The organism is Blastococcus tunisiensis (assembly GCF_900112815.1).
Taxonomy (GTDB): domain Bacteria; phylum Actinomycetota; class Actinomycetes; order Mycobacteriales; family Geodermatophilaceae; genus Blastococcus_B; species Blastococcus_B tunisiensis.
In genome coordinates this window covers 73,403-100,067 of sequence record NZ_FOND01000005.1, presented here as the reverse complement: position 1 = coordinate 100,067, position 26,665 = coordinate 73,403, and the positions used below count along the sequence as shown (strand labels likewise).

General features: G+C 74.2%; 25 protein-coding genes and 1 tRNA gene. 10 read left to right on the top strand and 16 right to left on the bottom strand.

Annotation, left to right across the window (positions count from 1 at the left end):
• Nucleotides 1–14: 14 nt before the first annotated feature.
• The 12 genes from BM142_RS08185 to argS all read right to left on the bottom strand — a co-directional run bounded on the left by BM142_RS08185 (nt 15) and on the right by argS (nt 14,105).
• On the bottom strand, nt 15–542 hold the full coding sequence (locus BM142_RS08185) for a hypothetical protein (RefSeq protein ID WP_175527161.1): 528 nt from the start codon (nt 540–542) through the stop codon (nt 15–17).
• A complete protein-coding gene (locus BM142_RS08180; protein ID WP_092196287.1) occupies nt 539–1,786 on the bottom strand; it encodes a glycosyltransferase family 4 protein in 1,248 nt (415 codons plus the stop codon). The genes BM142_RS08185 and BM142_RS08180 overlap by 4 nt, the downstream gene beginning before the upstream one ends.
• 145 nt (nt 1,787–1,931) lie before the next feature.
• Nucleotides 1,932–2,573 carry an L-threonylcarbamoyladenylate synthase gene (locus BM142_RS08175; RefSeq protein ID WP_092196286.1) on the bottom strand — a complete coding sequence of 214 codons (642 nt, stop codon included), beginning with the start codon at nt 2,571–2,573 and terminating at the stop codon, nt 1,932–1,934.
• Nucleotides 2,574–2,600: 27 nt separating this feature from the next.
• Complete coding sequence (gene prmC, locus BM142_RS08170) at nt 2,601–3,440, bottom strand: peptide chain release factor N(5)-glutamine methyltransferase (protein ID WP_256381283.1); 840 nt, start codon at nt 3,438–3,440, stop codon at nt 2,601–2,603.
• Nucleotides 3,441–3,451: 11 nt separating this feature from the next.
• Nucleotides 3,452–4,531, bottom strand: coding sequence for a peptide chain release factor 1 (prfA, locus tag BM142_RS08165; RefSeq protein ID WP_254790659.1), 1,080 nt, complete (start codon nt 4,529–4,531; stop codon nt 3,452–3,454).
• A 121-nt stretch (nt 4,532–4,652) separates the two neighbouring features.
• A complete protein-coding gene (gene rpmE, locus BM142_RS08160; RefSeq protein ID WP_092196284.1) occupies nt 4,653–4,886 on the bottom strand; it encodes a 50S ribosomal protein L31 in 234 nt (77 codons plus the stop codon).
• A gap of 187 nt (nt 4,887–5,073) precedes the next feature.
• Complete coding sequence (rho, locus tag BM142_RS08155) at nt 5,074–7,230, bottom strand: transcription termination factor Rho (protein ID WP_092196283.1); 2,157 nt, start codon at nt 7,228–7,230, stop codon at nt 5,074–5,076.
• A gap of 243 nt (nt 7,231–7,473) precedes the next feature.
• On the bottom strand, nt 7,474–8,418 hold the full coding sequence (gene thrB, locus BM142_RS08150) for a homoserine kinase (protein WP_092196282.1): 945 nt from the start codon (nt 8,416–8,418) through the stop codon (nt 7,474–7,476).
• 149 nt (nt 8,419–8,567) lie between these two features.
• Nucleotides 8,568–9,644: a threonine synthase gene (gene thrC / locus BM142_RS08145; RefSeq protein WP_092196281.1), complete on the bottom strand. Its 1,077-nt coding sequence runs from the start codon at nt 9,642–9,644 to the stop codon at nt 8,568–8,570.
• The gene (locus BM142_RS08140) at nt 9,641–10,957 is read right to left on the bottom strand and encodes a homoserine dehydrogenase (RefSeq protein WP_092196280.1); all 1,317 of its coding nucleotides are present in this window, start codon (nt 10,955–10,957) and stop codon (nt 9,641–9,643) included. Before BM142_RS08140 ends, thrC begins: the two co-directional genes overlap by 4 nt.
• A complete protein-coding gene (lysA, locus tag BM142_RS08135; RefSeq protein WP_092196279.1) occupies nt 10,954–12,447 on the bottom strand; it encodes a diaminopimelate decarboxylase in 1,494 nt (497 codons plus the stop codon). The genes BM142_RS08140 and lysA overlap by 4 nt, the downstream gene beginning before the upstream one ends.
• Nucleotides 12,444–14,105 carry an arginine--tRNA ligase gene (argS, locus tag BM142_RS08130; RefSeq protein ID WP_092196278.1) on the bottom strand — a complete coding sequence of 554 codons (1,662 nt, stop codon included), beginning with the start codon at nt 14,103–14,105 and terminating at the stop codon, nt 12,444–12,446. The genes lysA and argS overlap by 4 nt, the downstream gene beginning before the upstream one ends.
• A 152-nt stretch (nt 14,106–14,257) precedes the next feature.
• On the opposite strand from argS, the gene BM142_RS08125 reads away from it, so the two are divergent.
• From BM142_RS08125 to BM142_RS08110, 4 genes are all read left to right on the top strand, one after another.
• Nucleotides 14,258–15,043 (top strand): DUF3105 domain-containing protein, encoded by a 786-nt coding sequence (locus tag BM142_RS08125; protein ID WP_217640636.1) that lies wholly within the window; start codon nt 14,258–14,260, stop codon nt 15,041–15,043.
• Between the two features lie 44 nt (nt 15,044–15,087).
• Nucleotides 15,088–15,744, top strand: coding sequence for a DUF305 domain-containing protein (locus BM142_RS08120; protein WP_092196277.1), 657 nt, complete (start codon nt 15,088–15,090; stop codon nt 15,742–15,744).
• Nucleotides 15,745–15,803: 59 nt separating this feature from the next.
• Nucleotides 15,804–15,878 (top strand) — tRNA-Arg (locus BM142_RS08115).
• 138 nt (nt 15,879–16,016) lie between these two features.
• Complete coding sequence (locus BM142_RS08110; protein WP_217640635.1) at nt 16,017–16,904, top strand: alpha/beta fold hydrolase; 888 nt, start codon at nt 16,017–16,019, stop codon at nt 16,902–16,904.
• A gap of 24 nt (nt 16,905–16,928) precedes the next feature.
• On the opposite strand, the gene BM142_RS08105 is transcribed toward BM142_RS08110, so the two are convergent.
• The gene (locus tag BM142_RS08105; RefSeq protein WP_092196276.1) at nt 16,929–17,699 is read right to left on the bottom strand and encodes an SDR family NAD(P)-dependent oxidoreductase; all 771 of its coding nucleotides are present in this window, start codon (nt 17,697–17,699) and stop codon (nt 16,929–16,931) included.
• Between the two features lie 138 nt (nt 17,700–17,837).
• Here BM142_RS08105 and BM142_RS08100 point away from each other — a divergent pair, with 138 nt between their 5' ends.
• From BM142_RS08100 to BM142_RS08085, 4 genes are read left to right on the top strand one after another with little or no spacing between them, the layout of a single operon-like run.
• Complete coding sequence (locus tag BM142_RS08100; protein WP_092196275.1) at nt 17,838–19,337, top strand: long-chain-fatty-acid--CoA ligase; 1,500 nt, start codon at nt 17,838–17,840, stop codon at nt 19,335–19,337.
• Nucleotides 19,334–19,753: a hypothetical protein gene (locus BM142_RS08095; RefSeq protein WP_092196274.1), complete on the top strand. Its 420-nt coding sequence runs from the start codon at nt 19,334–19,336 to the stop codon at nt 19,751–19,753. Before BM142_RS08100 ends, BM142_RS08095 begins: the two co-directional genes overlap by 4 nt.
• Entirely contained in the window at nt 19,674–20,798 is a 1,125-nt protein-coding gene (locus BM142_RS08090) for an alpha/beta fold hydrolase (RefSeq protein ID WP_092196273.1), read from the top strand. Before BM142_RS08095 ends, BM142_RS08090 begins: the two co-directional genes overlap by 80 nt.
• Nucleotide 20,799: 1 nt before the next feature.
• Complete coding sequence (locus BM142_RS08085; RefSeq protein WP_092196272.1) at nt 20,800–21,348, top strand: GNAT family N-acetyltransferase; 549 nt, start codon at nt 20,800–20,802, stop codon at nt 21,346–21,348.
• Between the two features lies 1 nt (nt 21,349).
• On the opposite strand, the gene BM142_RS08080 is transcribed toward BM142_RS08085, so the two are convergent.
• The 3 genes from BM142_RS08080 to BM142_RS08070 form a co-directional block, all read right to left on the bottom strand.
• The gene (locus tag BM142_RS08080; protein WP_092196271.1) at nt 21,350–22,987 is read right to left on the bottom strand and encodes an ABC-F family ATP-binding cassette domain-containing protein; all 1,638 of its coding nucleotides are present in this window, start codon (nt 22,985–22,987) and stop codon (nt 21,350–21,352) included.
• Between the two features lie 95 nt (nt 22,988–23,082).
• Nucleotides 23,083–24,162 (bottom strand): adenylate/guanylate cyclase domain-containing protein, encoded by a 1,080-nt coding sequence (locus BM142_RS08075; RefSeq protein ID WP_254790657.1) that lies wholly within the window; start codon nt 24,160–24,162, stop codon nt 23,083–23,085.
• Nucleotides 24,163–24,202: 40 nt separating this feature from the next.
• Nucleotides 24,203–24,673, bottom strand: coding sequence for a universal stress protein (locus tag BM142_RS08070; protein ID WP_092196269.1), 471 nt, complete (start codon nt 24,671–24,673; stop codon nt 24,203–24,205).
• A 242-nt stretch (nt 24,674–24,915) separates the two neighbouring features.
• Between BM142_RS08070 and BM142_RS08065 the strand changes: the two genes are divergently transcribed.
• Nucleotides 24,916–25,797, top strand: a complete 882-nt coding sequence (locus tag BM142_RS08065) for an ATP-binding cassette domain-containing protein (RefSeq protein ID WP_335340773.1) — start codon at nt 24,916–24,918, stop codon at nt 25,795–25,797.
• The gene (locus BM142_RS08060; RefSeq protein WP_092196268.1) at nt 25,794–26,549 is read left to right on the top strand and encodes an ABC transporter permease; all 756 of its coding nucleotides are present in this window, start codon (nt 25,794–25,796) and stop codon (nt 26,547–26,549) included. Before BM142_RS08065 ends, BM142_RS08060 begins: the two co-directional genes overlap by 4 nt.
• The last annotated feature ends 116 nt before the right edge of the window (nt 26,550–26,665 follow it).

Here is a 26,665-nt window from a genome sequence, read left to right as displayed (position 1 = left end):
GTCGGGACACTATCTCAGCCGTGTGACGCGGGCTTTTCCGGGTCCGGCCGAGGGCTCTCCGACGCACCCTCCGGGGGCTCGGGCGTCGCGCCGTCCTCCGCCGTGGCGGGCGGTGCGGGCGGGGGCACGTAGTACATCTGCCGGGTCCACACCCAGCGGGCCTGGACCGCCCCCCACAGCAGGGTGGCGGCGATGACCGTCCAGGCCAGGGTGAGCCGGTCCAGCCAGCCGTCCTCGGGCACCGCACCCAGCACGCCGAACAGCACCAGCGCCTTGACCAGGAAGGTTCCCAGCGCCGCGGGGAGGGAGAGCGCGTCGTCGATCCGGCCCGCCCGGGCGATCACCACGGCGGACACGCAGAAGAACCCCGCCACCGTGACGGCGCCGGCCAGCACCCCGGCGGCGCTCCCCCACCCCCCGAGGACCCCGGCCACCGGAGCGGCGACGGCCGCCGCGGCGGCCGTGACCAGGACGCCCGGCCGCAGGAAGGAGATGTCCCAGGGCGCCGAGGGGCGCGGCGCTCCCGGCTGGACCGCGCTCACCGGAGCACCCGCCCGGCCGGGTGCTTCCCGGACTTCGGACGGGACCCCCGTGCGTCCGCGTGCGTCCGCAGCGCCCGCGCGGTCGGGTGCTCCGCCCGGCTGCGCTCGCGTTGCGCGGCCAGCTCGGCGGCCCGCGCCTCCCGCGCGGCCCGGCGGGCGCGCGGGCCGAGGACCACGACGACGCCCACCACGAGGAGGACGGCGATGGCCACGACCAGCTCGGCCTGCCCGCCGGTGATCGACAGGCCCACCGCGCCGAAGGACAGCAGGGCGGCCCAGAAGTACATGACCAGCACCGCCCGCCGGTGCGAGTGACCGATGGAGAGCAGCCGGTGGTGCAGGTGCATCTTGTCCGGCGAGAACGGCGACTGGCCCTTGCGGGTGCGCCGCACGACCGCCATCAGCAGGTCGACGAACGGGATGAACAGGATCGCGATCGGCACCAGCAGCGGCAGCGCCAGCGGGAGCAGCGACGCCGCGGAGTCGAAGGACTGGGGGTCGACGTTCCCGGTCGCCGTGACCGCCGCCGCCGACAGCATCAGGCCGACCAGCATCGAGCCGGAGTCACCCATGAAGATCCGGGCCGGGCTGAAGTTGTGCGGCAGGAAGCCCAGGCAGGCACCGGCCAGCACGGCGGTGATCAGCGCCGGCGCGCTGGCGACGTCGTCGTACCCGACGAGCCCCAGGTGGTAGCTGTAGGCGAAGAAGGCCAGGGCGGCGATCGCGGAGACGCCGGCCGCGAGGCCGTCGAGGCCGTCGATGAAGTTCAGCGCGTTCACGGTGGCGACGGTGAGCAGGACCGTCAGGGGCACCCCGATGTCGGGCCCCAGCGAGATCGTGCCGATGTCGGCGACCGGCAGGAACAGGTAGGCCAGCTGCACGCCGAGCAGGACCAGCACCCCGGCGGCGGCGATCTGTCCGGTGAGCTTCGTCAGGGCGTCCAGGCCCCAGCGGTCGTCGAGGACGCCGAGCAGGCAGATCAGCCCACCGGCGACCAGGACCGCGATGGTCTGGGAGTCCTGGAACGTCCGCTGCAGCGCCGGCAGCCGCGTGGCGACCATGATCGCCGCGGCCACCCCCAGGTACATCGCGACACCGCCGCCCCGGGGCGTCGGGATGACGTGCACGTCCCGTTCCCGCGGGGCGGCCATCATCCGCGCCCGGATGGCGACCATCCGCACCACCGGGGTGGTCAGGAAGGTGACCAGCGCGGCGGTGAGGAGGACGACGGCGTACTCGCGCACGGGATCAGGTGGCGCTGTCCGGACGGGGGCGGGACGGGGTGCACATCTCGCTCCCCCGTCCGTCGTACCCGCTGTGGCTGCCCGCGGCGCCCGGTCCGGGCGCGCGGCGATCCCCCACGGTATCGCCTGGGACGGTGCGCACCGCTCAGTCGGTGACGTCGGGGACGACGGCGCGCAGCCGGTCGACGTCGATCGCACCGATCCGCAGCACGCGCGGCACCGGACCGGTGCAGTCGACGATGGTGCTGGCGGCCGATCCCTCGCGCGCGCCGCCGTCCAGGACGACGGCCGCGTGGTCGCCGAGCTGGTCCACCGCCTGTGCCGCCGTCGTCGCGGCCGGCCGGCCGGAACGGTTGGCGCTGGACACCGCGAGCGGCCCGGTCCGCCGCAGCAGGTCCCGGGCGACGTCGTCGTCGGGAAGGCGGACGGCCACGGTCCCCTCGGCGTCGCCGAGGTCCCAGGCGAGCGACGGCGCGTGCTCCAGGACGAGGGTCAGCCCGCCCGGCCAGAACGCCTGGGCCAGCTCGGTGGCGGTCGGCGGGAGGTTCACCACCAGCCCGGCCAGGGTGGAGGCCTCGCCGATCAGCACCGGTACCGGCATCGTCCGGCCGCGGTTCTTGGCCGCCAGCAGACCGGTCACGGCCGCCGGGGTGAAGGCATCGGCGGCGACGCCGTAGACGGTGTCGGTCGGGATCAGCACCAGCTCGCCCCGGCCGATCGCCGCCGCCGCGGCGTCCAGTCCGGCAGCGCGCGCCTCCGGGTCGGAGCAGTCGAAGAGATCAGCCACGGACCGGAAGTCTTCCCCACGACCGGCTCATGCGCGGCGGGCGGTGGTGAAGCGGGGGCGGCCGGCGAGGTCGGGGTGGTCCTCGACGTCGGTGAAGCCGCCGTGCGCGCGCACCACGGCGGGCAGCGCGCCCCCCTGCTGGTCGGCGTGCTCGATGCCGAGCCATCCACCGGGATGCAGCAGCCGCGCGGCGACGGCCAGCATCCCGCGGACGACGTCGAGCCCGTCGGGCCCGCCCCACAGGGCCAGGGGCGGGTCGTGGTCGGCCACCTCGCGCGGCAGCACGGCACCGTCGGGCACGTAGGGCGGGTTCGACACCACGACGGCGACCCGCCCGTCGAGCTCCGCCAGCAGGGTGGGATCGGTCATGTCGCCCTGGACGACGCCCACGGGCGTGTCCCCGGCGGCCACCCGGGCCATGGCGTTGTGCCGCGTCCAGGCGAGGGCGCCCGGGTCGCGCTCGACGGCGGTGACCCGTGCGCCGGGGTGCTCGTGCGCGATGGACAGCGCGATCGCCCCCGAGCCGCTGCCCAGGTCGACCACGATCGGCCCGTCGAGGCCGGCCAGGCGTTCCAGGGCCCAGCCGGTCAGCTGCTCGGTCTCCGGCCGCGGGACGAAGACCCCGGGACCCACCGCCAGCTCGAGGAACCGGAACGGCGCCCGTCCGGTCAGGTGCTGCAACGGCACGCGGTCGGCCCGCTGGTCGAGCAGGGCGGCGAACCGGGTGGCGGCGCCCTCCGGCACGGTGTCGAGGGTGAGCAGGCCGCTCCGGGGCACGTCGAGGACGGCGGCCAGGAGCAGCTCGGCGTCCACCCGGGGCGACGCGACCCCGGCCTCGGTCAGCCGCCGGGACGCATCGGCGAGCAGGGACCGGGCGTTCAGGAGCCGGCCGCCAGCAGCTCGGCGGTGTGCGCGGCCACCAGCGCGTCGATGACCGCGTCGAGGTCGCCGTCGATCACCTGGTCGAGGTTGTGCGCCTTGTAGCCCACCCGGTGGTCGGCGATCCGGTTCTCCGGGAAGTTGTAGGTGCGCACCCGCTCGCTGCGGTCCATGGTCCGCACCTGGCTGCGCCGCTGGTCGCTGGCCGTGGCCGCGGCCTCCTCCCGCGCGGCGGCCAGCAGCCGCGCGCGCAGCACGCGCAGCGCGGACTCGCGGTTCTGCAGCTGGCTCTTCTCGTTCTGCGAGCTGACCACGATGCCGCTGGGCAGGTGGGTGATCCGCACGGCGGAGTCGGTGGTGTTGACGCTCTGCCCACCGGGACCGGAGGACCGGAACACGTCGATCCGCAGGTCGTTCGGGTCGACGGTGACGTCGACCTCCTCCGCCTCGGGCAGCACCAGCACGCCGGCGGCCGACGTGTGGATGCGCCCCTGGCTCTCGGTGACCGGGACGCGCTGCACGCGGTGCACGCCGCCCTCGAACTTCAGCCGGGACCAGATGCCCTCGTCGCCGCGGGACTTGATGGCCACCGCCACGTCCTTGTAGCCACCGAGGTCGGCCTCGACGGCGTCGAGCACCTCGGTGGACCAGCCGCGGCGCTCGGCGTAGCGCAGGTACATGCGCAGCAGGTCGCCGGCGAACAGCGCCGACTCCGCGCCGCCCTCCCCCGCCTTGACCTCGAGGATGACGTCCTTGTCGTCGTCGGGGTCCTTCGGCAGCAGCTGCTCGCGCAGCCGGGCGGAGAGCTCCTCCACCTGGGCCTCGAGGGTGCGCGCCTCGGCGGCGAACGAGGCGTCGTCGCGGGCGAGCTCGCGAGCCGTACCGAGGTCGCCGCGGGCCTCCTCCAGCGCCCGCGACGTCTCGACCAGCGGCGCGAGCTGGGCGTAGCGACGACTCAGCCGGCGGGCACGGGACTGGTCGGCGTGCACGGACGGGTCGGCGAGCTCGCGTTCCAGGGAGGCGTGCTCGTCGAGCAGGTCCGACAGCCGCTCGGGCGCGGCATCGGTGCTGCTGCTCACGACGATCACCTCGGGGAGGACCGCGTGCTCCATCGCGAGGGAGCACGCAGGGGTCGGTGCGGACATGACGACGGCGCCCGTCCCGCCCCGGGAAGGGGCGGCACGGGCGCCGTCGGGAGAGCTACTTGCCGGCGTCGGCCCCGGCAGCGGCGCGCTTGCCGAACCGCTTCTCGAAGCGGGCGACGCGGCCACCGGTGTCCAGGATCTTCTGCTTGCCGGTGTAGAAGGGGTGGCACGCCGAGCAGACCTCGACGGTCAGCTGACCGGTCGGGGACGTGCTGCGCGTCTGGAACGTGTTGCCGCAGCCGCAGGTCACCGTGGTGACGTTGTAGGCCGGGTGGATGTCGCTCTTCATGGCTGGCGCCTCTTCCGAGAAAGTCTGCGGTGTTCGTGGGGTGGAACGCCTGCGGGCGGGTGGTATTCCGGCCGCGCATCGGGGCTCGGCCGACCAGTCTCCCAGATCGACCGGGAGGTGCTGGAACGGCCCCCGTCCAGGGGCCCACCCTGAGCTCGCGAAGGGTGGGGAGGACGGGGGTCCTTCGTCAGTCCTTGTCCGGGCCCAGCGTCGTCTTCTGGATCTGCATGAGGAACTCGACGTTGTTGCGCGTCTTCTTCAGCTTGTCCAGGAGCAGCTCCAGCGCCTGCTGGGGCTCGAGCGCGGCCAGCACCCGGCGCAGCTTGATGACGATGGCCAGCTCGTCGGGGTTCATCAGGATCTCTTCCTTGCGGGTGCCCGACGCGTTCACGTCGACCGCCGGGAAGACCCGCTTGTCCGCCAGCCGGCGGTCGAGCTTGATCTCGGCGTTCCCGGTGCCCTTGAACTCCTCGAAGATGACCGTGTCCATCGTGGAGCCGGTCTCGACCAGCGCCGAGGCGATGATCGTCAGCGAGCCGCCGTTCTCGATGTTCCGGGCGGCACCCAGGAAGCGCTTCGGCGGGTACAGCGCCGTGGAGTCGACGCCGCCGGAGAGGATCCGCCCGCTGGCGGGGGCCGCCAGGTTGTAGGCGCGGCCCAGGCGGGTGATCGAGTCCAGCAGGACGACCACGTCGTGGCCCATCTCGACCAGGCGCTTGGCCCGCTCGATGGACAGCTCGGCGACCGTGGTGTGGTCCGACGGCGGCCGGTCGAAGGTCGAGGCGATGACCTCGCCCTTCACCGAGCGCTGCATGTCGGTGACCTCTTCGGGCCGCTCGTCGACCAGCACCACCATGAGGTGGCACTCCGGGTTGTTCGTCGTGATGGCGTTGGCCAGCGACTGCAGCACCATCGTCTTGCCGGCCTTCGGGGGCGACACGATCAGCGCGCGCTGCCCCTTGCCGATCGGCATGACGAGGTCGATCACCCGGGTGGTGAGCAGGTGCGGCTCGGTCTCCAGCCGCAGCCGCTCCTGCGGGTAGAGCGGCGTCAGCTTGGTGAACTCCGGCCGGCTCTTCGCCTGCTCGGGGTCCAGGCCGTTGACCGTGTCGAGCCGGACCAGCGCGTTGTACTTGTCCTTGCGCTCGCCCTCGCGGGGCTGCCGGACGGCGCCGGTGATGGCGTCACCGCGGCGCAGGCCGTAGCGGCGGACCTGCGAGAGGGACACGTAGACGTCGTTCGGGCCGGTCAGGTACCCCGAGGTCCGGACGAACGCGTAGTTGTCGAGGACGTCGAGGATGCCCGCGACGGGCAGCAGCACGTCGTCCTCGCTGACGGTCGGCTCACCCTGGTCGAAGCGGTCGCGGCCGCCGGAGTTGCCGCCGCGCTTGTTCCGGTCCCGGTACCGACGGCCCCGGCGACCGCGGCCGCCCTCGAAGTCGTCGTCGTCGTCGTCGTTGGCGTTGCCGCGGCCACCGTCGGTGCGGTTGTCGTTGCGGTTGTCCGGCCGGCCGCCGCGGTCGTTGCGGTCGCCCCGGTCGGGCCCGCGGTTGCCGTCGCGGTTGCTGCCACCGTCACGGTTACCGGCGCCGTCGCGGTTGCTGCCCCGGTCGCTGCCGCCGTCCCGGTTGCCGCCCCGGTCGCCGCTGTCGCGGCTGCTGCCGCCGTCCCGGTTGCCGCCGTCGCGCGGGGCACCGTCGCGGTTGCCGCCGCCGTCCCGGTTGGCACCGTCACGGTCGCCGCGGGTGCGGCTGCGGTCGCGGCTGCGCTGCGGGCGCTCGCCGTCGGTCTGCTGGTCACCCTCGGCCGGTGTGGTGTCGGTGGACGGCGCAGCCGTCTCGGCCGGCGCCTGCCCCCGGTCGCCGGTGGTCGTGCCGTCGCCCGGAGCCGCCGAGGTGGACGGTGCGACGTCGACCGACGGGGAGCCGGCCGGGCGGCTCGCGCCGCGGCGCGAGCGGGTCGGCCGGGCGGGCGGGGTGCTGTCGGTCAGCGGGCCGCCGTTGGCGCCACCGCTGACGGGGGCCTCGAGGGGCGCCGCGGAGGTGGCGGTGCCGGGGGTCCCGGCGCTCTCGGCGGGAGCGGCGGCGCCGTTGTCGGCCGGAGCGTCCGCGCCGCCGCCCACCTGGCGGGCGGAGATGGCGGCCACGAGGTCGCCCTTGCGCATCCGGCCGGTGCCGGAGATGCCCAGCTCGCCGGCGAGCCGCTGCAGCTCGGGCAGCAGCATCCCGGACAGGCCGTTGCCGCGGCGACGGGGGCTGCCCGTCGTCCCAGAAGCGGCAGGTGCCTCGGTCGGGCCGGCAGCGTCCTGCGTACCGGTCACGTCGAGGTCGGTGGATTCACTCACGTACAGGTCCTTCCCTGCGGTGACCTGCGCGTTGCAGCGCAGGGGGTGCCCCGGCCCCTGGAGGTCCGGCTCGGGAGCGGGAACGCAGAAGGGAACGGGTCGAGAGATGCGAGGCGGATCAGCGGCGAAGAGAGATCGTCTGCTTCGGCCCCGCGCGAGGCTCGCCCGAGTGGGCGGCTACGCCGTGAGCCTAGATGCAGCTCACGGACGTGACAACACCGGTGGGTTCCAGTGTGTTCCTCGTTACCGAGACGATACCTGCAGGTCCCCATCGACCACTCGCGCCCCGAGCACGTCCACCGCCAGGGGCAGCACCCGCCAACCCGCGGGCACGAGCGCCGTCACCCCGCGCACGTCCGACCCGGCGGCCGGGTCGGACGCCGCGCCGTCCCCGTTCCGCCGGGCCAGCACGAGGACGCTCGGACCGGCGCCGGAGACCACCGCGGCGTACCCGGCGGCGCGCAGCCGGTCGACCAGCGCCAGCGACGCAGGCATGGCCCCGGCCCGCTGGCGCTGGTGCAACCGGTCCTCGGTGGCGTCGAGCAGCAGGCCGGGATCCTGCGTGAGGGCGTGCACCAGCAGCGCCCCGCGTCCGGCGGCGTGGGCGGCGTCCCCGTGCGGAACGGCCTCGGGGAGCAGTCCGCGGGCGGCGTGCGTCGACAGGGTGTCCCCGGGGACGAGCACGATCGGCGCCACGGACGGCTCCACCTCGAGCCGGACCGCGCGTGCGCCGTCGGCCGACATCCAGGACAGCGTCGCGCCGCCGAGCAGGCAGGCGGCGACGTTGTCGGGATGGCCCTCGAGCTCGGTGGTCAGCCGCAGGACGGCCTCGACGTCGACGGTCGCCACGTCCGGGCACAGCGTCCAGGCGCCGAGGACCCCCGCGACGACGGCGGCGGCCGAAGAGCCCATGCCCCGCCCCTGCGGGATCCCGTTCTCCGCCACGACGCGCAGGCCCGGCGGGGTCCAGCCGAGCCGGGCGCAGGCGGTGCGGAACGCACGTACGACCAGGTGCGACTCGTCGGTCGGCAGCCCGTCGGCGCCTTCACCACGCACCACCACCTCGAGCCCACCGCCGGTGACCGTGAACTCGACGTCGTCGTGCAGGCCCAGCGCCAGGCCGGCGCAGTCGAACGCGGGCCCGAGGTTGGCGCTGGTGGCGGGGACGCGGACCCGGACCGACGTCACAACGCCGCCGTCGCTGCCGCGGGACGCTCCGCTCCTCGCTCCGATGTCCAGGCCGGTTCCGTGGTCGATCCGCGCCTCGCTCGTCCCTCGCTGCGATGCTCTCTCCCTGTCACCGGCCGCCTCGCTGCGATGCTCACGCCCCTGCCCGCTCACAATCCGAGCTGGACGGCCGCGGCCGCGGCGTCGACCGGGATGGTCACCGGGGCGGGCGCGCCGGAGATCGCCCACTCCGGGTCCTTGAGCCCGTTGCCGGTCACCGTGCAGACCACCCGCTGCCCCGGTTCCAGCTCCCCCGCGGCGGCCACCTGCAGCAGCCCGGCGACCGACGCCGCCGACGCGGGCTCGACGAAGACGGCGACGCTGCGGGCCAGCAGCCGGTAGGCGGCGAGGATCGCGCGGTCGGTCACGGCGTCGATGCGGCCGCCGGACTCGTCGCGGGCGGCCAGCGCCTTCGTCCAGGAGGCCGGGTTGCCGATCCGGATGGCGGTGGCGATCGTGCTCGGGTTCTCGACGACCGCGCCGCTGACGATCGGCGCGGCGCCGGCCGCCTGGAAGCCCCACATCCTCGGGGTCCGGGTGGCGATGCCGTCGTCCGCGTACTCGCGGTAGCCCTGCCAGTAGGCGGTGATGTTGCCGGCGTTGCCGACCGGCAGGCAGTGGATGTCGGGGGCGTCGCCCAGGACGTCGACGATCTCGAAGGAGGCGGTCTTCTGCCCCTCGATGCGGTACTGGTTGACGCTGTTGACGAGGCTGACCGGGTAGTCGATGGCGAGCTTGCTGGCCAGCGCGAGGCAGTCGTCGAAGTTGCCCTCGACCTGCAGCAGCTGGGCGCCGTGCACCAGCGCCTGGGCCAGCTTGCCCATGGCGATCTTGCCCTGCGGCACGAGGACCGCGCAGGTGAGCCCGGCCCGGGCTGCGTAGGCGGCGGCGCTGGCGCTGGTGTTGCCGGTCGACGCGCAGATGACCGCCTTCGCCCCCTCCTCGACGGCCTTGGTGATGGCCATCGTCATGCCCCGGTCCTTGAAGGACCCGGTCGGGTTGGCGCCCTCGACCTTGAGGAACACCTCGCAGCCGGTGCGGCGGGACAGCTCGGGGGCCGGCAGCAGCGGGGTGGCGCCCTCCTGGAGGGTGACCACCGGGGTGTCGGCGCTCACCGGCAGCCGTGAGCGGTAGGCCTCGATCAGGCCGGGCCAGCCGGGCGACACGGTCGTCGACGGGACGCTCACGACAATCCCTCCACACGCAGCACGCTCGTGACCCCCCGGACCGCGGGCATGTCCCGCAGCGCGGAGATGGTGGCAGACAGCGCCGCGTCCGGTGCGCTGTGGGTGACGATCACCAGGGTGGCGGCGTCGCCGTGCCCGTCCTGCCGGACGGTCGCGATGCTCACCTCCTGGCGCGCGAACTCCTGCGCGACGGTCGCCAGGACGCCGGGCTTGTCCGCCACGTCGAGGCTGACGTGGTAGCGGGTGGGGGTGTCGGCGATCGGCCGGACGGCGAGGCCGGCGTACCCGGTCGGCCCCTGGCCCGACGCCCCGGCGAGCCGGTTGCGCGCGACCGCGACGAGGTCGCCCAGCACGGCGCTGGCCGTCGGCTCTCCCCCGGCGCCCTGGCCGTAGAACATCAGCTGGCCGGCCGCCTCCGCCTCGACGAAGACGGCGTTGAAGGCCCCGCCGACCGCCGCCAGCGGGTGCGTGGTGGGGATCATCGCCGGGTGCACGCGGACGGCGACGGTGTCCCCCGGGTGGCCGGGAGAGCCGTTGACCACCCGCTCGCAGATGGCCAGCAGCTTCACCGTGCAGCCGATCTCGGCGGCCCGGGCGACGTCGGTGGCCGAGACCGCCGAGATGCCCTCGCGGTAGACGTCCGCGGCCGACACCGGGGTGTGGAAGGACAGCGAGGCGAGGATCGCGGCCTTGGCCGCGGCGTCGAAGCCGTCGACGTCGGCGGTCGGGTCGGCCTCGGCGTACCCGAGGTCGGTGGCCTCGGCGAGGGCCTCGGCGAAGCCGGCGCCGGTCTCGGCCATCCGGGACAGGATGTAGTTGGTGGTGCCGTTGACGATGCCGACCACGCGCCGGATCTGGTCGCCGGCCAGCGACTCGCGCAGCGGGCGCAGCAGCGGGATGGCACCGGCCACGGCGGCCTCGTAGTAGAGGTCGACGCCGGACGCCGCGGCGGCGGCGTGCAGGGCCGGCCCGTCGTCGGCCAGCAGCGCCTTGTTGGCGCTGACCACCGACTTGCCCGCCGCGAAGGCGGCCAGCATCAGCGTCCGGGCCGGCTCGATGCCCCCGATCACCTCGACGACGAGGTCCACGTCCGCACGGGTGACGAGGGCCTCGGCGTCGGTGGTGAGCAGGTGCTGCGGCACGTCGGGGTGGTGGGCCGGTCGCCGCACGGCGATGCCGGCGACCTCCACCGGACGCCCGACCCGCGCGGTGAGGTCGTCGGCCTGCTCGTCGATCAGCCGCAGGACGGCGCTGCCGACGGTGCCGCAGCCGAGCAGGGCGACCCGCAGCGGCCGGGTCTCCGGAGCGCTCACGACCGCGCTCCCGCGGCGTGCTCGGGCGCGGGCTGGTCGATGGCGGGCGAGGGCGCGGGCACGTCGGCGAGGACGGCGTCGAGGGCGAACACGTCGGACAGTGTCTGACGCCGCACGATCTCGGTGGCCACGCCGTCCCGGACGGCGACCACCGGAGGCTTGAGCAGGTAGTTGTAGTTGCTGGCCATCGACCAGCAGTAGGCACCGGTGGCCGCGACCGCCAGCAGGTCGCCGGGCTGCACGTCCGACGGCAGCCAGAGGTCGCGCACCAGGATGTCGCCGCTCTCGCAGTGCTTGCCCACGACGCGGCAGAGCGCGGGCGGCGCCTCCGACGTCCGGTTGGCCAGGACGCAGGTGTAGCTCGCGTCGTAGAGGGCGGTGCGGATGTTGTCGCTCATGCCACCGTCGACGGAGACGTAGTTGCGCACCAGGGGGGTGCCCGGGGCGCCGCTGGCACCCAGCCGGACCGGCTTGATGGTGCCGATCTCGTACAGCGTGACCGTGCCGGGGCCGGCGACGGCCCGGCCCGGCTCGACGGCCAGGCGCGGCACCGGCAGCCCGAGGGCGGCGCACTCGGCGGCGACGACCGCCCGCAGCCGGACGGCGACGTCCGCCGGGGTCACCGGGTCGTCCTCGGCCAGGTAGGCGATGCCGAAGCCGCCGCCGAGGTTGAGCTCGGCCAGCAGTTCACCGGTGGCCTGGTGCACCTGGCCGAGCAGGCCGACGACCCGGTGCGCGGCGGCCTCGAAGCCCGCGGTGTCGAAGATCTGCGAGCCGATGTGGCTGTGCAGCCCGGTGAGCTGCAGCGCCGGCTCCCGGATCACGCGGACCGCAGCGGTGAGCGCGTCCCCGGTGGCCAGGGAGAAGCCGAACTTCTGGTCCTCGTGCGCGGTGGCGATGAACTCGTGGGTGTGCGCCTCGATGCCGACCGTCGCGCGGATCAGCACCGGGACCGGCGGTCCGCCCGCGGCGACCCGCGCCTCGGCCAGCGGCACCAGCCGGTCGATCTCGTCGAAGGAGTCGAGCACGATGTGCCCGATCCCCGAGTCGACGGCCAGCCGCAGCTCGACCAGCGACTTGTTGTTGCCGTGCAGCGCGATCCGCTCGGCCGGGAAGCCGGCGGCCAGGGCCAGGGCCAGCTCGTTGCCGCTGCAGGCGTCCAGGTGCAGACCGTCCTCGGCGATCCACCGCGCCACCTGGCCGCACAGGAACGCCTTCGAGGCGTAGTGCACGTCGGCGTCGGCGAACGCGTCCGCGAAGTCCGCCGCCCGCCCGCGGAAGTCCCCCTCGTCGAGGACGAACAGCGGGGTGCCGTGCTCGCGGGCCAGGTCGGTGACCGCACGGCCGCCGAGGTGCAGCTCGCCGCCGACCCGCTCCGCCGACCGCGGCCAGACGTGCGGGTCCAGGACGCCGAGGTCGCTCGGTGGCGCCCCCGCGGCGGTCGGCTGCTGGAGGTTGCCGTGCAGCGGGCCGGCCGGGTGCGCCCTCACATCCGCTCCGGGGCGCTCACGCCGAGCACGTCGAGGCCGTTGCGCAGCACGGTCGCGGTGGCGGCGCAGAGCCACAGCCGGGCGGTGGTCTGCGCGGTGGCCTCCTCGTCGCCCCGGGGCAGGACGCGGCAGGAGTCGTAGAACCGGTGGTAGGTGCCGGCCAGCTCCTCCAGGTACCGGGCGACCCGGTGCGGTGCCCGCAGCTCGGCGGCCGCGGTCAGCACCCGCGGGAACTCACCGATCGCCCGGAGCAGGTCGCTCTCCCGCTCGTGCGCCAGCTGCGTGACGTCGACGTCCGCGGCCTCGCCCAGGGCGAGGCCCAGGTCGGCGGCGTTGCGCAGCACCGAGGAGATCCGGGCGTGCGCGTACTGGACGTAGAAGACCGGGTTGTCGTTGGTCCGCCGGCTCCACAGGTCGGCGTCGATGTCGATCTGCTGGTCCACCGACGCGCGGGCCAGCGCGTAGCGCGCCGCGTCGATGCCGACCGCGTCGACCAGGTCGGTGAGCAGCACGAAGTTGCCCTTGCGCTTGCTCATCCGGACCGGTTCGCCGTCCTTGACCAGGTTCACCAGCTGGCCGATGAGGATCTCCAGGTGCGTCGCCGGGTCGTCACCGGCCGCGGCGACGAGCGCCTTGTAGCGGCCGACGTAGCCCGAGTGGTCGGCGCCCAGCATGATCACGACCCGGTCGAAACCGCGCGCCCGCTTGTCCAGGTAGTAGGCGCAGTCGGCGGCGAAGTAGGTCGGCTCGCCGCCGGCCTTGACCAGGACCCGGTCCTTGTCGTCACCGAAGTCCGTCGTCCGAAGCCAGACGGCGCCGTCGGCCTCGAAGACGTGCCCCTGGTCGCGCAGCGTGGCCACGGCCTTGTCCAGGGCGCCCGACTCGTGCAGCGTCCGCTCGGAGAAGAACGTGTCGAAGTGCACGCCGAAACCGTCGAGCGTGCTCCGGATGTCGGCGACCATGGCGGCCACGCCGCGCGCGGCGAACACCGGGACCTGGTCGTCCTCCGGCAGCTCCAGCACACCCGGGACCTCGGCGAGAACCTGCTGGGCGACGGTCTCGACGTAGTCGCCCTGGTAGCCGTCCTCGGGGACGGGGCGCCCGGCCGCCACCGCCTGGAGGCTGCGGCCGAAGCGCTCGATCTGCGCCCCGGCGTCGTTGACGTAGTACTCGCGGCTGACCTCGGCGCCGCTGGCCTCCAGCAGCCGGGCCAGCGCGTCGCCGACGGCCGCCCAGCGGGTCGAGCCGAGCGTGACCGGCCCGGTGGGGTTGGCCGAGACGAACTCCAGGTTCAGCTTCTGCCCGGCCAGGACCTGGGTGCGGCCGTACCCGGCACCGGCCGTCACCGCCTGGACGGCGATCTGACCGAGTGCGCCCTGGGCGAGGGTGATGTTGAGGAACCCGGGCCCGGCGACGTCGACGGTCGCGATGCCCGGCTGCGCGGCGAGGTCGGCGGCCAGCAGCCCGGCGACCTCGCGCGGCGGCCGGCCGGCGGCCTTGGCCAGCCGGAGGGCGATGTTGGTCGCGTAGTCGCCGTGCGCCCGGTTCTTCGGGCGCTCGACCACGACCTCGTCGGGCACCTCGACGGCGAGCGCGCCGCGGTCGACGGCCGCGGCCACGACGGTCCGGACGACGGTCCGCAGCTGCTCAGGTGTCACCGCACGAGCGTACTGACCGGCCTCCCGGGCCCCGCCGGCCCGCCTGGCCCCACGGACCACGCGCTCCCAGAGGACGTCCAGGAAGTCGACCTAGACTCGGTCGCCGGCCCCCCGGGCCACCCCATCCACCCGCACAGCATCGAGGAGAGGCCTTGGCCAAGGACCGCAAGCCCGCAGGCGCGAACGGCAGGCCTGCCGGCAGGGGTGGTGCCACCGCCAAGGGAGGCCGGACCCGCCCCGCGGCCAACGTCGTCGCGCCGCAGCGGCCCTGGGGCCTGATCGCCGGTGCGATGGCCGTCGTGGTGTTCGCCGCCGCCGTCATCACCTACGCCGTGATCCAGGTGAACGAGTCCAACGCCAACCAGGTGGAGTCGATCGACGAGATCGACGGTGCCGAGGTCTTCGACTACGCGGCCGGTCAGGACCACGTGACCACCCCCGTCTCCTACGAGCAGTCGCCGCCCGTCGGTGGCCCGCACGACGGGAACTGGGCCGACTGCACCGGCACCGTCTACGACGTCGACATCCGGCACGAGAACGCCGTGCACAGCCTCGAGCACGGCGCGGTGTGGATCACCTACGACCCCGACGCGCTGAGCGAGGACGAGATCGCCACGCTCGCCGAGCAGGTGGAGGGCGAGTCCTACCGGATGCTCTCCCCGTACGCGGGCCTGGACTCCCCGATCAGCCTGCAGTCCTGGAACCACCAGCTGAAGGTCGACAGCGCCGACGACGTCCGCATCGAGCAGTTCGCCGACCTGATGACCACCAAGGCCGGCGCCTACCCCGAGCCGGGCGCGAGCTGCGAGAACCCGGCGTTCGCCGCCGACCCGCTGACCGCCGAGGACGCCAGCACACCGATCGGCCCCAGCGACATGCCGACGACCGAGGGCGCCGAGCCGACGGACGCCGAGCCCACCGAGACCGGCGCGCCCTGACCACCGCACCCGGCGACCGGCCCGCACCAGCACCGGAGGACGACGTGACCGACCCCGCAGGCGACCGGCAGCGCCCGCTGCGGATCACCCTCCTGGCGGTCATCGCGGTCGGCCTCGTGCTCCTCGGCGGCGGCCTGGCGGTCGCGCTGGGCATCGGCCGCACCGAGGAACCGTCCGCCGGCTCGGTGGACGCCGGCTTCTCCCGCGACATGTCCCGCCACCACCTGCAGGGGGTGGAGATGGCCAACCTCGTCGACGAGCGCAGCACCGATCCGGAGGTCGAGCAGCTCGCCTTCGACATCGCCGAGACGCAGCAGAACCAGGCCGGCCGGATGCAGGGCTGGCTGTCGCTGTGGGGGGTGCCGCAGAGCGGCGGGGAGCCCATGGCGTGGATGTCGGGGGACGCGGGCCACTCGGCGCACGACACCCCGGCCGGCGTCCCGATGCCCGGCATGGCGACCGAGGAGGAGCTGGCCGCGCTGCGCGAGCTGCGCGGGACCGCGTTCGACGTGGAGTTCCTCCGCCTGATGATCCGGCACCACCAGGGCGGCCTGGACATGGCGCAGTACGCCGCCGAGCACGCGGAGATCACCACCGTCGCCCAACTGGCCGACACGATGGCGCAGACCCAGTCGGCCGAGACCGGGACGATGACGGACATGCTCGCCGCCCGCGGCGGCACCCCGCTGCCGGCGCCCTGAGGGCCTGCGTCCGGCGGCCGGCCGGCGGCTGATAGCGTCGTCCCCGTACGAACGGACGAGCCCCCGTAGCTCAGGGGATAGAGCACTGCCCTCCGGAGGCAGGGGCGCAGGTTCGAATCCTGCCGGGGGCACCAACGTCTGCAGTTCCACGACATCGACGAACGCCCGGACCCATGGCACCACGGGTCCGGGCGTTCGTCCGTCCACGGCAGGGATACGGCTGCCGATGGGGGGCTGACGGGCGTCCCGGCGCCCGGGTTACCGTCCGGCGCATGCAGAGCAGCGGCATCCAGCGGGCACGGGCGGGCGACGTCGAGATCGCCTACGAGACCTTCGGGGACGCGGGCGACCCGCCGGTCCTCCTGGTCATGGGGCTGGCCACCCAGATGATCGGCTGGCCCGACGAGTTCTGCGCCGGCCTGGCCGGCCGCGGCCACTTCGTCATCCGGTTCGACAACCGCGACATCGGCCTCTCCACGCACCTGCACGCCGCGGGGGCCCCCGACGTCCTCACCGTCATGGGCGGCGACACCTCCGCCGTCCCGTACGCACTGACCGACCTGGCCGACGACACGGTGGGCCTGCTGGACGCGCTCGGGATCGACTCCGCGCACGTGGTCGGCGCCTCGATGGGCGGGATGATCGCCCAGCTCGTCGCGCTGCGGGCGCCGGAGCGCGTCCGCAGCCTCACCTCGATCATGTCCACGACGGGCGACCCCTCGGTGGGCGCACCGAACGAGGCGGCACTGGGCGTCCTCCTGGCCGCGCCGGCGATCGACCGGGAGGGAGCGGTGCAGCGGGTCGTCGACACCTACCGGGTGATCGGCTCCCCCGGTTTCGAGTTCGACGAGCCGGCGCTGCGCGACCGCGCCGGCCTCTCCTTCGACCGCGCGTACGACCCGGCCGGTGTCGCCCGGCAGCTGGCGGCGATCCTGACCACCCACGACCGCACCCGCGATCTGAAGTCGATCGACGTGCCGACGCTGGTGATCCACGGGGCCGACGACGCGCTCGTGAACGTCAGCGGCGGGCGGGCGACGGCAGCGGCGATCCCCGGCGCGGAGCTCCTCGTGGTCGACGGCATGGGGCACGACCTGCCGCGCGAGGTGTGGCAGGAGATCACCGAGCGGATCACCGCGCTGGTCGCGCGGGCCGGCTGACGGCCCGCGGAGAAGAGCGGCTCCTCAGCTGGTCAGCATCCCGCCCTCGACCGGGATGGTCGTGCCGGTGACGTAGCCGCCGGCGTCGCTGACCAGGAAGACCAGGGCGGCCGCGAGCTCCTCCGGCTCCCCCTTGCGGCCGACCAGCACCCGCGCCAGCTGCGACTCGATGTAGCCCTCGGGGTACTGGTCGGTCATCTCGGAGGTGAAGAACCCCGGGGCCAGGGCGTTCACCCGGATGCCCTTGCGGCCGGTCCACTGCTGGGCGAGGTCACGGGTCAGCCCGATCAGCCCGGCCTTGCTCGCGGCGTAGGCGGCCTGCGGGAGCCCGGCGGTGGTCAGGCCCAGCACGCTGGAGATGTTGACGATCGAGCTGCCGGGCTGCATGACCCGCCCGCACGCCTGCGCCATCCAGTAGCAGCCGTTGAGGTTCACGTCGATGACCGACCGGAACTGCTCCGGCGTCTCGCGGGTCGCCGGCGCGGCCGTCCCGACACCGGCGTTGTTGACCAGGATGTCCACCCTGCCGAACTCCGCCATCGCGGCGTCGACCAGGCCCTGGCAGTCCTCGGGCGAGGAGACGTCGGTGCGCACGGCGATCGCCCGCCGGCCGGCCGCCTCCACCGCCCGCTGGGTGTCCGCGAGCCGCTCGACCCGCCGGGCACCCAGGACGACGTCCGCCCCCGCCTCGGCCAGCGTCCGCGCGAAGACGGCGCCCAGCCCCGAGGACGCCCCCGTCACGATCGCCACCCGGCCGTCCAGCCGGAACATCTCCAGGATCGTGCGCTCTGCCATGGTCGGGGTTCCCTTCACCGTGCCGTGTCCGCCGGGGTCGTCCGTGCGTCCCGGCGACCGTAACCGCGATGTGGGGTAGGCCACCTCCCGGGCGGGTAGGGCGCTGTCCGGCGACCTCGACGGGGAGGCATCTCGACAATGACGAACCTGGCCCAGAACCTGCTCGACACCGCGGCCGCGGATCCGGCGCACCCGGCGCTGCGCATGGACGACGCCGTCCTCGGCTACGGCGACTTCCGCGACGCGGCACTGCGCGTCGCCGGATCGCTGCAGGCGCGCGGGGTGGCGCCCGGCGACCGCATCGGCCTGGTGCTGCCGAACGTGCTGTCCTTCCCGGTCGTCTTCTACGGGGCACTGCTGGCCGGAGCCGTCGTCGTCCCGATGAACCCGCTGCTCAAAGCGCGCGAGGTCGAGTACTACCTGCGCGACTCCGGCGCCCGGCTGGTGGTCGCGCTCGAACCGGCCGAGCCGGTCGTGGAGGCGGCCGCGGCCGTCGGCGTCGACGCGGTGACCGTGGGCCCCGTCTCCCCCGACGCCCTGCTGGGGACCGACCCGCCGGCGGCCGCGGTGGAGCGGTCCGGCGACGACCTGGCCGTCATCCTCTACACCTCCGGCACCACCGGGCAGCCGAAGGGCGCGGAGCTCACCCACGCCAACCTGGCGGGCAACTGCCGGACCACCGCGGAGACCCTGACCGAGAGCACCCCGGACGACGTGATCATGGGCTGCCTGCCGCTGTTCCACGTCTTCGGCCTCACCTGCGGGCTCAACACCGCCGTCCTGAGCGGCTCGCTGCTGACGCTGGTGCCGCGCTTCGACGGCGCGAAGGCGCTGTCGGTCATCGAGCGGGACCGGGTGACGATCTTCGAGGGCGTGCCGACCATGTTCGCCGGGATGCTGCACTCCGAGGGCGCCGCCGGGCGCGACGTCTCCAGCCTGCGGTCGTGCGTCTCCGGCGGCTCCGCCATGCCGGTGGAGGTCATGCGGTCGTTCGAGGAGACGTTCGGCTGCATCGTGCTCGAGGGCTACGGGCTCAGCGAGACCTCGCCGGTCGCCTCGTTCAACCACCCGCACGCCGAGCGCAAGCCCGGCTCCATCGGCACCCCCATCGCCGGGGTGCAGATGCGGCTGGTCGACGACGACGGCACGGACGTCGCGGCGGGCGAGGTCGGCGAGATCGCGATCCGCGGCGAGAACGTCATGCGGGGCTACTGGCAGCGCCCCGAGGAGACGGCGAAGTCCATCCCCAACGGCTGGTTCCGGACCGGTGACCTGGCGCGGAAGGACGAGGACGGCTACTTCTTCATCGTCGACCGGAAGAAGGAGATGATCATCCGCGGCGGCTACAACGTCTACCCGCGGGAGATCGAGGAGGCGCTGTACGAGCACCCGGCCGTGGCCGAGGCCGCCTGCATCGGGATCTCCCACCCGGAACTCGGCGAGGAGGTGGCCGCCGCCGTCGCGCTGAAGCCCGGCGCCGACGCCGACGCCGACGAGCTGCGCGAGTTCGTCAAGGCGCGCGTCGCCGCGTACAAGTACCCGCGGCACGTCTGGCTGGTCGACGCCCTCCCGAAGGGCCCGACCGGGAAGATCCTCCGCCGGTCGGTGGAGGTTCCGCAGGAGGTGGGCCGGCGGTGACCGGACCCCTGTGGCGGCAGGCCTTCGACGCCGCCGAGCGCGCCGTCGCCCCGCGCGCCGAGGACCTGGTGCGCAGCGAGTACTTCTCGCTGGCCACGGCCGTCGTCCGCCGGGCGCGGACCGTCGCCGGCCGCTCGGTCCAGGGGTTGTCGGCGCGCGCCTGGCACCTGGTCAACCTCCCCGCCGGCAGCGACATCAGCCGGCTGCGCGCCCAGATCGGCTCGCTGGACCGCGAGGTGCGCCGGCTGACCATCGCGCTGGAGCAGGAGCGGCGGCGGGCCGCCGGCCGCGCCGGCTCACCCCGCCCGACGACCACCCCGACCACGGAGGACAGCGATGCCGACGGTGCCCAGCCCGCAGACGGTGCTCGACCGCGTCCGGCGCGACGTCGAGCGCAACGCCCTGCGCGCCCGTAACGGCGTCAAGCTCGTCGCCGGCGTCGACCGCCCCGGCGTCGGCCAGACCCCCAAGGACGTCGTCTGGCAGCGGGGCCGGACCCAGCTCTGGCACTACCGCAACGACCTCGACACCTACGGGGGCGTGCGCTACGGACCGCCCCTGCTGATCGTGTTCAGCCTGGTGAGCCGCAGCTACATCCTCGACCTGACACCGGGCAACAGCTTCGTGGAGCAGCTGCTGAAGGCCGGGTTCGACGTGTACCTGCTCGACTGGGGGGAGCCCGACGAGCGGGACGCCGAGAACCGGCTGGAGGACTACGTCGACGACTACATCCCGGCCGGGATCGACCGCGTGCTCGAGCTCTCCGGCGCCGACGAGGTCAACCTGTTCGGCTACTGCTTCGGCGGGAACCTGACGCTGCTCTACGCCGCGCACCATCCCGATGCGCCGTTGCGCAGCCTGACCGTGCTGGCCACCCCGGTGGACTTCCGGCACATGGGTCCGCTCGCCGACGTCTTCGCCGTCGGCGGGATGGACGTCGACTCCGTGATCGGCGACGACGGCAACGTGCCGCCGTCGATCGTCGTCCAGGGCTTCCGGGCACTGACGCCGACCGCGGAGGTGACCCGCTACGTCACCCTGTGGGAACGGCTCTGGAACGACGAGTACGTGGCCTCCTACCAGGCGATGACCGGCTGGTCGGACGACCACGTGCCCTTCCCCGGTGCGGCCGCCCGGGAGACCGCGGAGATGCTAGTCCGGCGCAACGGCATGGTCACCGACCGGCTCACCGTCGGCGGGGACCCGGTGCACCTGGGCGACATCCGGGTGCCGTTCCTGACGGTCCGGGCCAACCGCGACCACATCGTCCCGCCGGACGCGACGGCCCCGCTGATCGACCTCGTCGGCTCGCCGGACAAGCACGAGCTCCCGCTGGACGCCGGGCACATGGGGCTGGTCGTCGGCCGCACGGCCGCGAAGACGACGGTGCCCACGATCATCGACTTCGTCCGGCGCCGCAGCGACCCGCTCGACGGCGCCGACTCGGCACAGGAGGCCTGACATGCCGGTGGTGGAACTGGGCCCCGGGCACTGCGACGCGCTGCTGCGGTTCTTCACGGCGCTGCCCGAGGGCGACCTGACCTTCATCGAGGAGGAGGTCACCGACCCGGCGACGGTCCGGTCGTGGGCGGCCGGCGACTCCCCCGGCCGCCGGTGGGTGTCCGTCGACGCCGGTGGGAACGAGGTGACCGGCTACGTCGCCGTGCGCCGGTTGCCCGGCTGGTCCGACCACGTCGGCGAGGTGCGCCTGGTCGTCGCGCCGTCCCGGCGCGGGACGGGGCTCGGGCGCGAGCTGGCCCGCCAGGCCCTCGTGGGCGCCGTGTCCGCGGGGCTGTCGAAGCTGGTCGTCGAGATCGTCGCGGAGCAGGGCTCCGCGCTCGCGCTCTTCACCGACCTGGGCTTCAGCGGCGAGGCCCTGCTGCGCGACCACATCCGCGACCGCGACGGCCGGCTGCGCGACCTCATGGTGCTCGCGCACCACGTGCAGGAGACGTGGGCGGGCATGGACACCGTCGGCATCGCCGACGAGCTGGACGCCCCCGCCGGCTGAGCTACCGCTCGGCGACGCGCCCCTCGGTGACCTCGAGGCGGCGGGTGGTGGCGACGGACTCCAGCATGCGGCGGTCGTGGGTCACCAGCAGCAGGGTGCCCTCGTAGGCGGCCAGCGCCTCCTCGAGCTGCTCGATCGCGGGCAGGTCGAGGTGGTTGGTGGGTTCGTCCAGCACGAGCACGTTCACCCCGCGGGCCTGCAGCAGCGCCAGCGCCGCGCGGGTCCGCTCGCCGGGCGACAGCGTTCCCGCCGGCCGGACGACGTGGTCGGCGACGAGCCCGAACTTCGCCAGCAGCGTCCGCACCTCGGCGGTGGGCCAGTCGGGCACCTCCGAGGAGAACGCGTCGAGCAGCCGCTGCTCGCCGAGGAAGCGTCCGCGGGCCTGGTCGATCTCGCCGAGCCGGACCGCCGGCCCCACGGACCCGGCGCCCTCGTCCAGCGGCACGCGCCCGAGCAGCGCCGCCAGGAGGGTGGACTTGCCCGAGCCGTTGCCGCCGGTGATGGCCACCCGGTCGCCCCAGTCGACCTGCAGGTCGACCGGGCCCAGGGTGAACCCGCCCCGGTGGACGACGGCACCGCGCAGCGTGGCCACGACCGCGCCGGCCCGCGGCGCGGCGGCGATCTCCAGCCGCAGCTCCCACTCCTTGCGCGGTTCCTCCACCACCTCGAGCCGCTCGATCCGCCGGTCGGTCTGCTTGGCCTTGGCCGCCTGCTTCTCCGAGGAGGCCCGGTTGTGCGCCTTGATGTGCTTGTCGCCGTCCCTGGACTTCTTGATCGAGTCGCGGACGCCCTTGGCCATCCAGTTGCGCTGCATCCGCGCCCGGGCCTCCAGCGATGCCTTCGTGCCGGCGTACTCCTCGTACTCCTCCCGGGCGTGCCGCCGGGCGACGTCGCGCTCCACCAGGTAGGCGTCGTACCCCACGTCGTGGACCCGCACCAGCTGCTGCGCGAGGTCGAGCTCGACCACCCGGGTCACGGTGCGGGAGAGGAACTCCCGGTCGTGGCTGACGACCACGATGCCGGACCGCGACCCGGCGACGAACCGCTCGAGCTGGTCCAGCCCGGCCAGGTCGAGGTCGTTGGTCGGCTCGTCGAGCAGGAGCACGTCGTAGCGGGAGAGCATCAGGGCGGCCAGTCCGACGCGGGCGGCCTGACCACCGGAGAGGCCCCGGGTGGGCGCGTCCAGGGCCACGCCGGGCGCCACCTGCGCGACGACCTCCCCGGCCCGCTCCTCCAGGTCGGCCCCGCCCAGTGCGAGCCAGTGCTCGAGCGCGTGCCCGTAGTCGTCGTCGGCGCCCGGGCGGCCCGCGGCAAGGTCGTCGGTCGCGGTGTCCAGCGCCGCCTGGGCGGCGGACACGCCGGTCCGCCGCTCCAGCGCGGCCAGCACGGTCTCGCCCTCGCGGCGCTCGTGCTCCTGGGGCAGGTAGCCCAGCGTGGCCGTGGGCGGGCTGACCACGACGGACCCGGCCTCGGCCGGGAGCTCCCCGGCGAGGGTCCGCAGGAGGGTGGACTTCCCGGCGCCGTTCACGCCGACGAGCCCGACGACGTCACCGGGGGCGACGACCAGGTCCAGGCCGGAGAACAGCACGCGGGCGCCGTGGCCGGCGGCCAGGCCGCGCGCGACGAGGGTGGCGCTCATGACGGGTGCTCCTAGGGCGGTACGAGAGGGCCGGGAAGGACGGCGGCTACCGCAGCGAGAGCACGGCCCGACGATAGCCGAGCGCCGCGTGGCGGTCACACGGTTTCGCCGTCGTCCCGCCCGTCGTCCTCGGCGAAGGCCTCCTCGTCGTAGCCGTGCTCGTCGTGGGTGTGCTCGTCGCCGCCGTCCGGCGTGGCCGCGGCGTCCCCCGCGGGCCGGCGGCGGACCAGCCACGGCTGGAGGTGGTCGTAGCCGCGGACCGACACCCGGCGCAGCGGCCGGACGCGGTAGGCCGGGTGCTGGCGCACGTGGTCGGCCAGGTCCCGGTCGACGAGCATCGTCCCGGGGCGGGCCAGCGAGGTCAGCCGGCTGGCGAGGTTGACGACCGGTGAGTAGACGTCGCCGAGCCTGGTCAGCACCGCGCCGTAGGCGGCGCCCACCCGGAGCGGTGGCCGGTCGTCGGCGGCCCAGGCGACGGGGAGCTGCAGCCCGATCTCGACGGCGTCGAGTGCGCTGCCCGCGGTGAACAGGACGCCGTCCCCCACCGTCTTCACGACGCGGCCGTGGTGCCGCGCGATGACCTCGGCGGCGATGCTCTCGAAGTCCTCCACCATGACGCCGAGCTCGCGCCCGCCCATGCCCCGCGTGCGGGAGGTGTAGCCGACGAGGTCGGCGAAACCCACGGCGAGCTGCCGGCGGTCACCCGGCGCGGTCACGGTCAGCAGCCGGTCGGCGTTCGCCGCGAGGTGCCGACGCCACACGTAGTCCTGGACCTCGCGCAGCCTGGGCAGCAGCGTCCGGGCTGCCTCGACGGCCTCCGCCGCGGTGGCGTCCGGCCGGTCGCCGTGTGCGCCGGCCCGGAAGAGGGCGTCGGCGAGCATGTCGGTCTGCCAGTCCGCCAGGCGGGACAGCGACTGGCCCATGGCCCGCGCGATCGACGCCTCGGTCTCCGGACCGACGAAGCCGGAGTCGATCAGGGTGGACAGCACGCCCAGGACCGCGACGTCGGCGTCGGTGAACGCCGGGTCGTCGTCGGCGGCGTCCGGGAAGCCGAGCGCCCGCCACAGCCGCTGGGTGCGCTCCGGGGCCATGCCGGCCAGCGCGGCGACCTGCAGGCGGGTGTAGCGCCGCGGACCGTCGAGCAGCAGCTGCTCGAGCGCCGCCCGGGCGTCCACGCCGGGCCGCTCCCCCGGGGTGTCCATCCGCGGCCGGGGCTCAGCCGGTCGTGTGGACGACGAGCACGTCGCACTCGGAGCGGCGGGTGGCGTCGGCCGGCACCGAGCCCAGCAGGCGGCCCTTGATCCCGGCCAGCCCGCGGTTGCCGACCACGAGCAGGTCGGCGTCCTCCCGGCGGACCACGTCCAGCAGCGTCTCCACCGGCGAGCCCTGCACGGCCACCGTCTTCACCCTCGTGGCCCCGGCGGCGCCGGCCCGCTCGGCGGCCGTCCGCACGGTGTCCTCGGCGGGATGGGAGCCGACCACCTGGTAGGCCTCGTCGCCCAGCAGGTCCTGCGCGCGGGCGAGCTCCCGGTCGTCGGCCTCGGTCGGCAGGTAGGCGCACGCGATGACCAGCGTGGCCCCGCAGGCGCCGGCCAGGGCACCGGCGCGCGCGACGGCGCGCAGGGAGGACTCCGACCCGTCGGTCCCGACGACGACCGTGCGGTAGGCGTTCGAGGTCTCGCTCACGGCGGGCACTCTATGTGAGGCCTGTGCCAGGGGTCACGCCGAGATGATCTCGGGGCCGGCGCACGCCCGGCGGCGCGCCCGGAGGCGCCGGGGCTCCCGGGAGCAACCCCTGGTGCGCTTGGATGGCGGGGACCCGCGCCCCACGACGAGGAGACATCATTTCCATCGCAAGCACCGCGACGGTCGACCCTGTCCGGGTCGAGGTGCGCGGCCTCAGCAAGTCCTTCGGGCAGGTGCGAGCCGTGTCCGACCTCGGCTTCACCGTGGAGCCGGGGACGGTCACCGGCTTCCTCGGGCCGAACGGCGCCGGCAAGACGACCACGCTGCGGATGCTGCTCGGCCTCATGCAGCCCGACTCCGGGACGGCGACCTTCAACGGCGCCCCCTACACCGCCCTCCCCACTCCGCTGCGGACCGTGGGCGCGGTGCTGGAGACCGCCTTCCACCCCGCGCGCTCCGGGCGCAACCACCTGCGGGTCTACTGCCGGGCCGCCGGCTTCCCGCTGTCCCGGGCCGACGAGGTCCTGGTCCAGGTCGGCCTGGCCGACGCCGGCAACCGCCGGGCGGGGGGCTACTCCCTCGGCATGCGGCAGCGGCTGGCCCTCGCCACCGCCCTGCTCGGCGATCCCGGCGTCCTCGTCCTCGACGAGCCGGCCAACGGGCTGGACCCCGAAGGCATCCAGTGGCTGCGCGGCTTCCTCCGCCACCTCGCGCACGACCAGGGGCGGACCGTGCTGGTCTCGAGCCACCTGCTGTCGGAGGTCGAGCAGACCGTCGACCGGGTGGTGATCGTCGGGGCCGGGCGGCTGGTCCGCGAGGGGTCCATGGAGCAGCTGCGCTCCGGGGCCGACGGCGCCGGGACGGTGCTGGTGCGCAGCCCCGAGATCACCCGGCTGGCCGACGTGCTGCGCGCCGACGGCGTCGCGGCGGTCCAGGAGGACGGCACCCTCACCGTGCACGGTTCCACTCCCGCCGACGTGGGGCGGACCGCGTTCGCCGCCGGGATCGAGCTGCACGAGCTGCGCAGCCGCACCAGCGGCCTCGAGGAGATCTACTTCCAGCTCACCAGCGGCTCCGAGCAGTTCGCCGCGCCGTCGACCACCGGTCAGGAGGCCACCCGATGATCCGCCTGGTGCGTGCCGAGTGGACCAAGCTGTTCACCACCAAGGTCTGGCTCGGGCTGCTGCTCGGCGCCGTCGTCCTGGTCATCGGGTTCTCTATCCTGTTCACCTCCTTCGCCGGCAACGCCGAGAGCGGCATCCCCGACGTGGGCACCCCGCTCTACGAGCAGCTCGCGCTGGCGACCGGGGCGAACGCGAACATCCTGTTCCTCATCCTCGGCATCATCGGGATGACCCAGGAGTACCGGCACCGCACCGCCACGCCGACCTTCCTCACGACGCCCCGCCGCTGGCAGGTCGTCGTGGCCAAGCTGGTGGCCTACGCGCTGGTCTCGGTCGCGTTCGCACTGGTCGTCGTCGCGGTGAACTACGTGACGGTCCTGATCCACGCCGGCGCCCGGGGCGCGGCGCCGTCGCTGAACGCGGAGAACCTCGAGGTGCTGGGCAGCTCGCTGCTCGCCCTGGTCATCTACGCCGTCATCGGGGTGGGCCTGGGGGCGCTGCTGCGCAACCAGGTCGGGGCCATCGTCGGCGGGCTGGTGTACCTGTTCGTGGTCGAGCCGGTCATCCGCTCGATCCCCGCGACCTCGGGGGCCTACAAGTGGATGCCGGGTGGCGGCCTGGAGGCGCTGACCGCCACCTTCGAGGGCCCGGAGCTGCTCGGCGCCTGGCAGGGCGCCCTCCTGCTTCTCGGATACGGACTCCTCGCCGCCCTCCTCGGCACGCTGCTGGCCGTGCGGCGCGACGTCGTCTAGCGGCAGGAGCACACCCTCGCCCCCTCCCGGGAGCCCGCCCGCACGTGGAAGGGTGGGCGGGACGGGGTCCTCCCCGCTGCCCGCTGCCGGCGGCGCCGCGGGGAGGGCCGCTCGCC

Excerpts from the sequence above, each read along its gene's own strand:
- BM142_RS08080 (WP_092196271.1), bottom strand. The coding sequence starts at position 22,987 with ATGAGCGCCACCCTCGTCGCGCGCGGCCTGGCCGCCGGCCACGGCGCC.
- BM142_RS08105 (WP_092196276.1), bottom strand. The coding sequence starts at position 17,699 with ATGGCAGAGCGCACGATCCTGGAGATGTTCCGGCTGGACGGCCGGGTG.
- BM142_RS08100 (WP_092196275.1), top strand. The coding sequence starts at position 17,838 with ATGACGAACCTGGCCCAGAACCTGCTCGACACCGCGGCCGCGGATCCG.
- BM142_RS08085 (WP_092196272.1), top strand. The coding sequence starts at position 20,800 with ATGCCGGTGGTGGAACTGGGCCCCGGGCACTGCGACGCGCTGCTGCGG.
- BM142_RS08060 (WP_092196268.1), top strand. The coding sequence starts at position 25,794 with ATGATCCGCCTGGTGCGTGCCGAGTGGACCAAGCTGTTCACCACCAAG.
- BM142_RS08090 (WP_092196273.1), top strand. The coding sequence starts at position 19,674 with ATGCCGACGGTGCCCAGCCCGCAGACGGTGCTCGACCGCGTCCGGCGC.
- rpmE (WP_092196284.1), bottom strand. The coding sequence starts at position 4,886 with ATGAAGAGCGACATCCACCCGGCCTACAACGTCACCACGGTGACCTGC.
- BM142_RS08110 (WP_217640635.1), top strand. The coding sequence starts at position 16,017 with ATGCAGAGCAGCGGCATCCAGCGGGCACGGGCGGGCGACGTCGAGATC.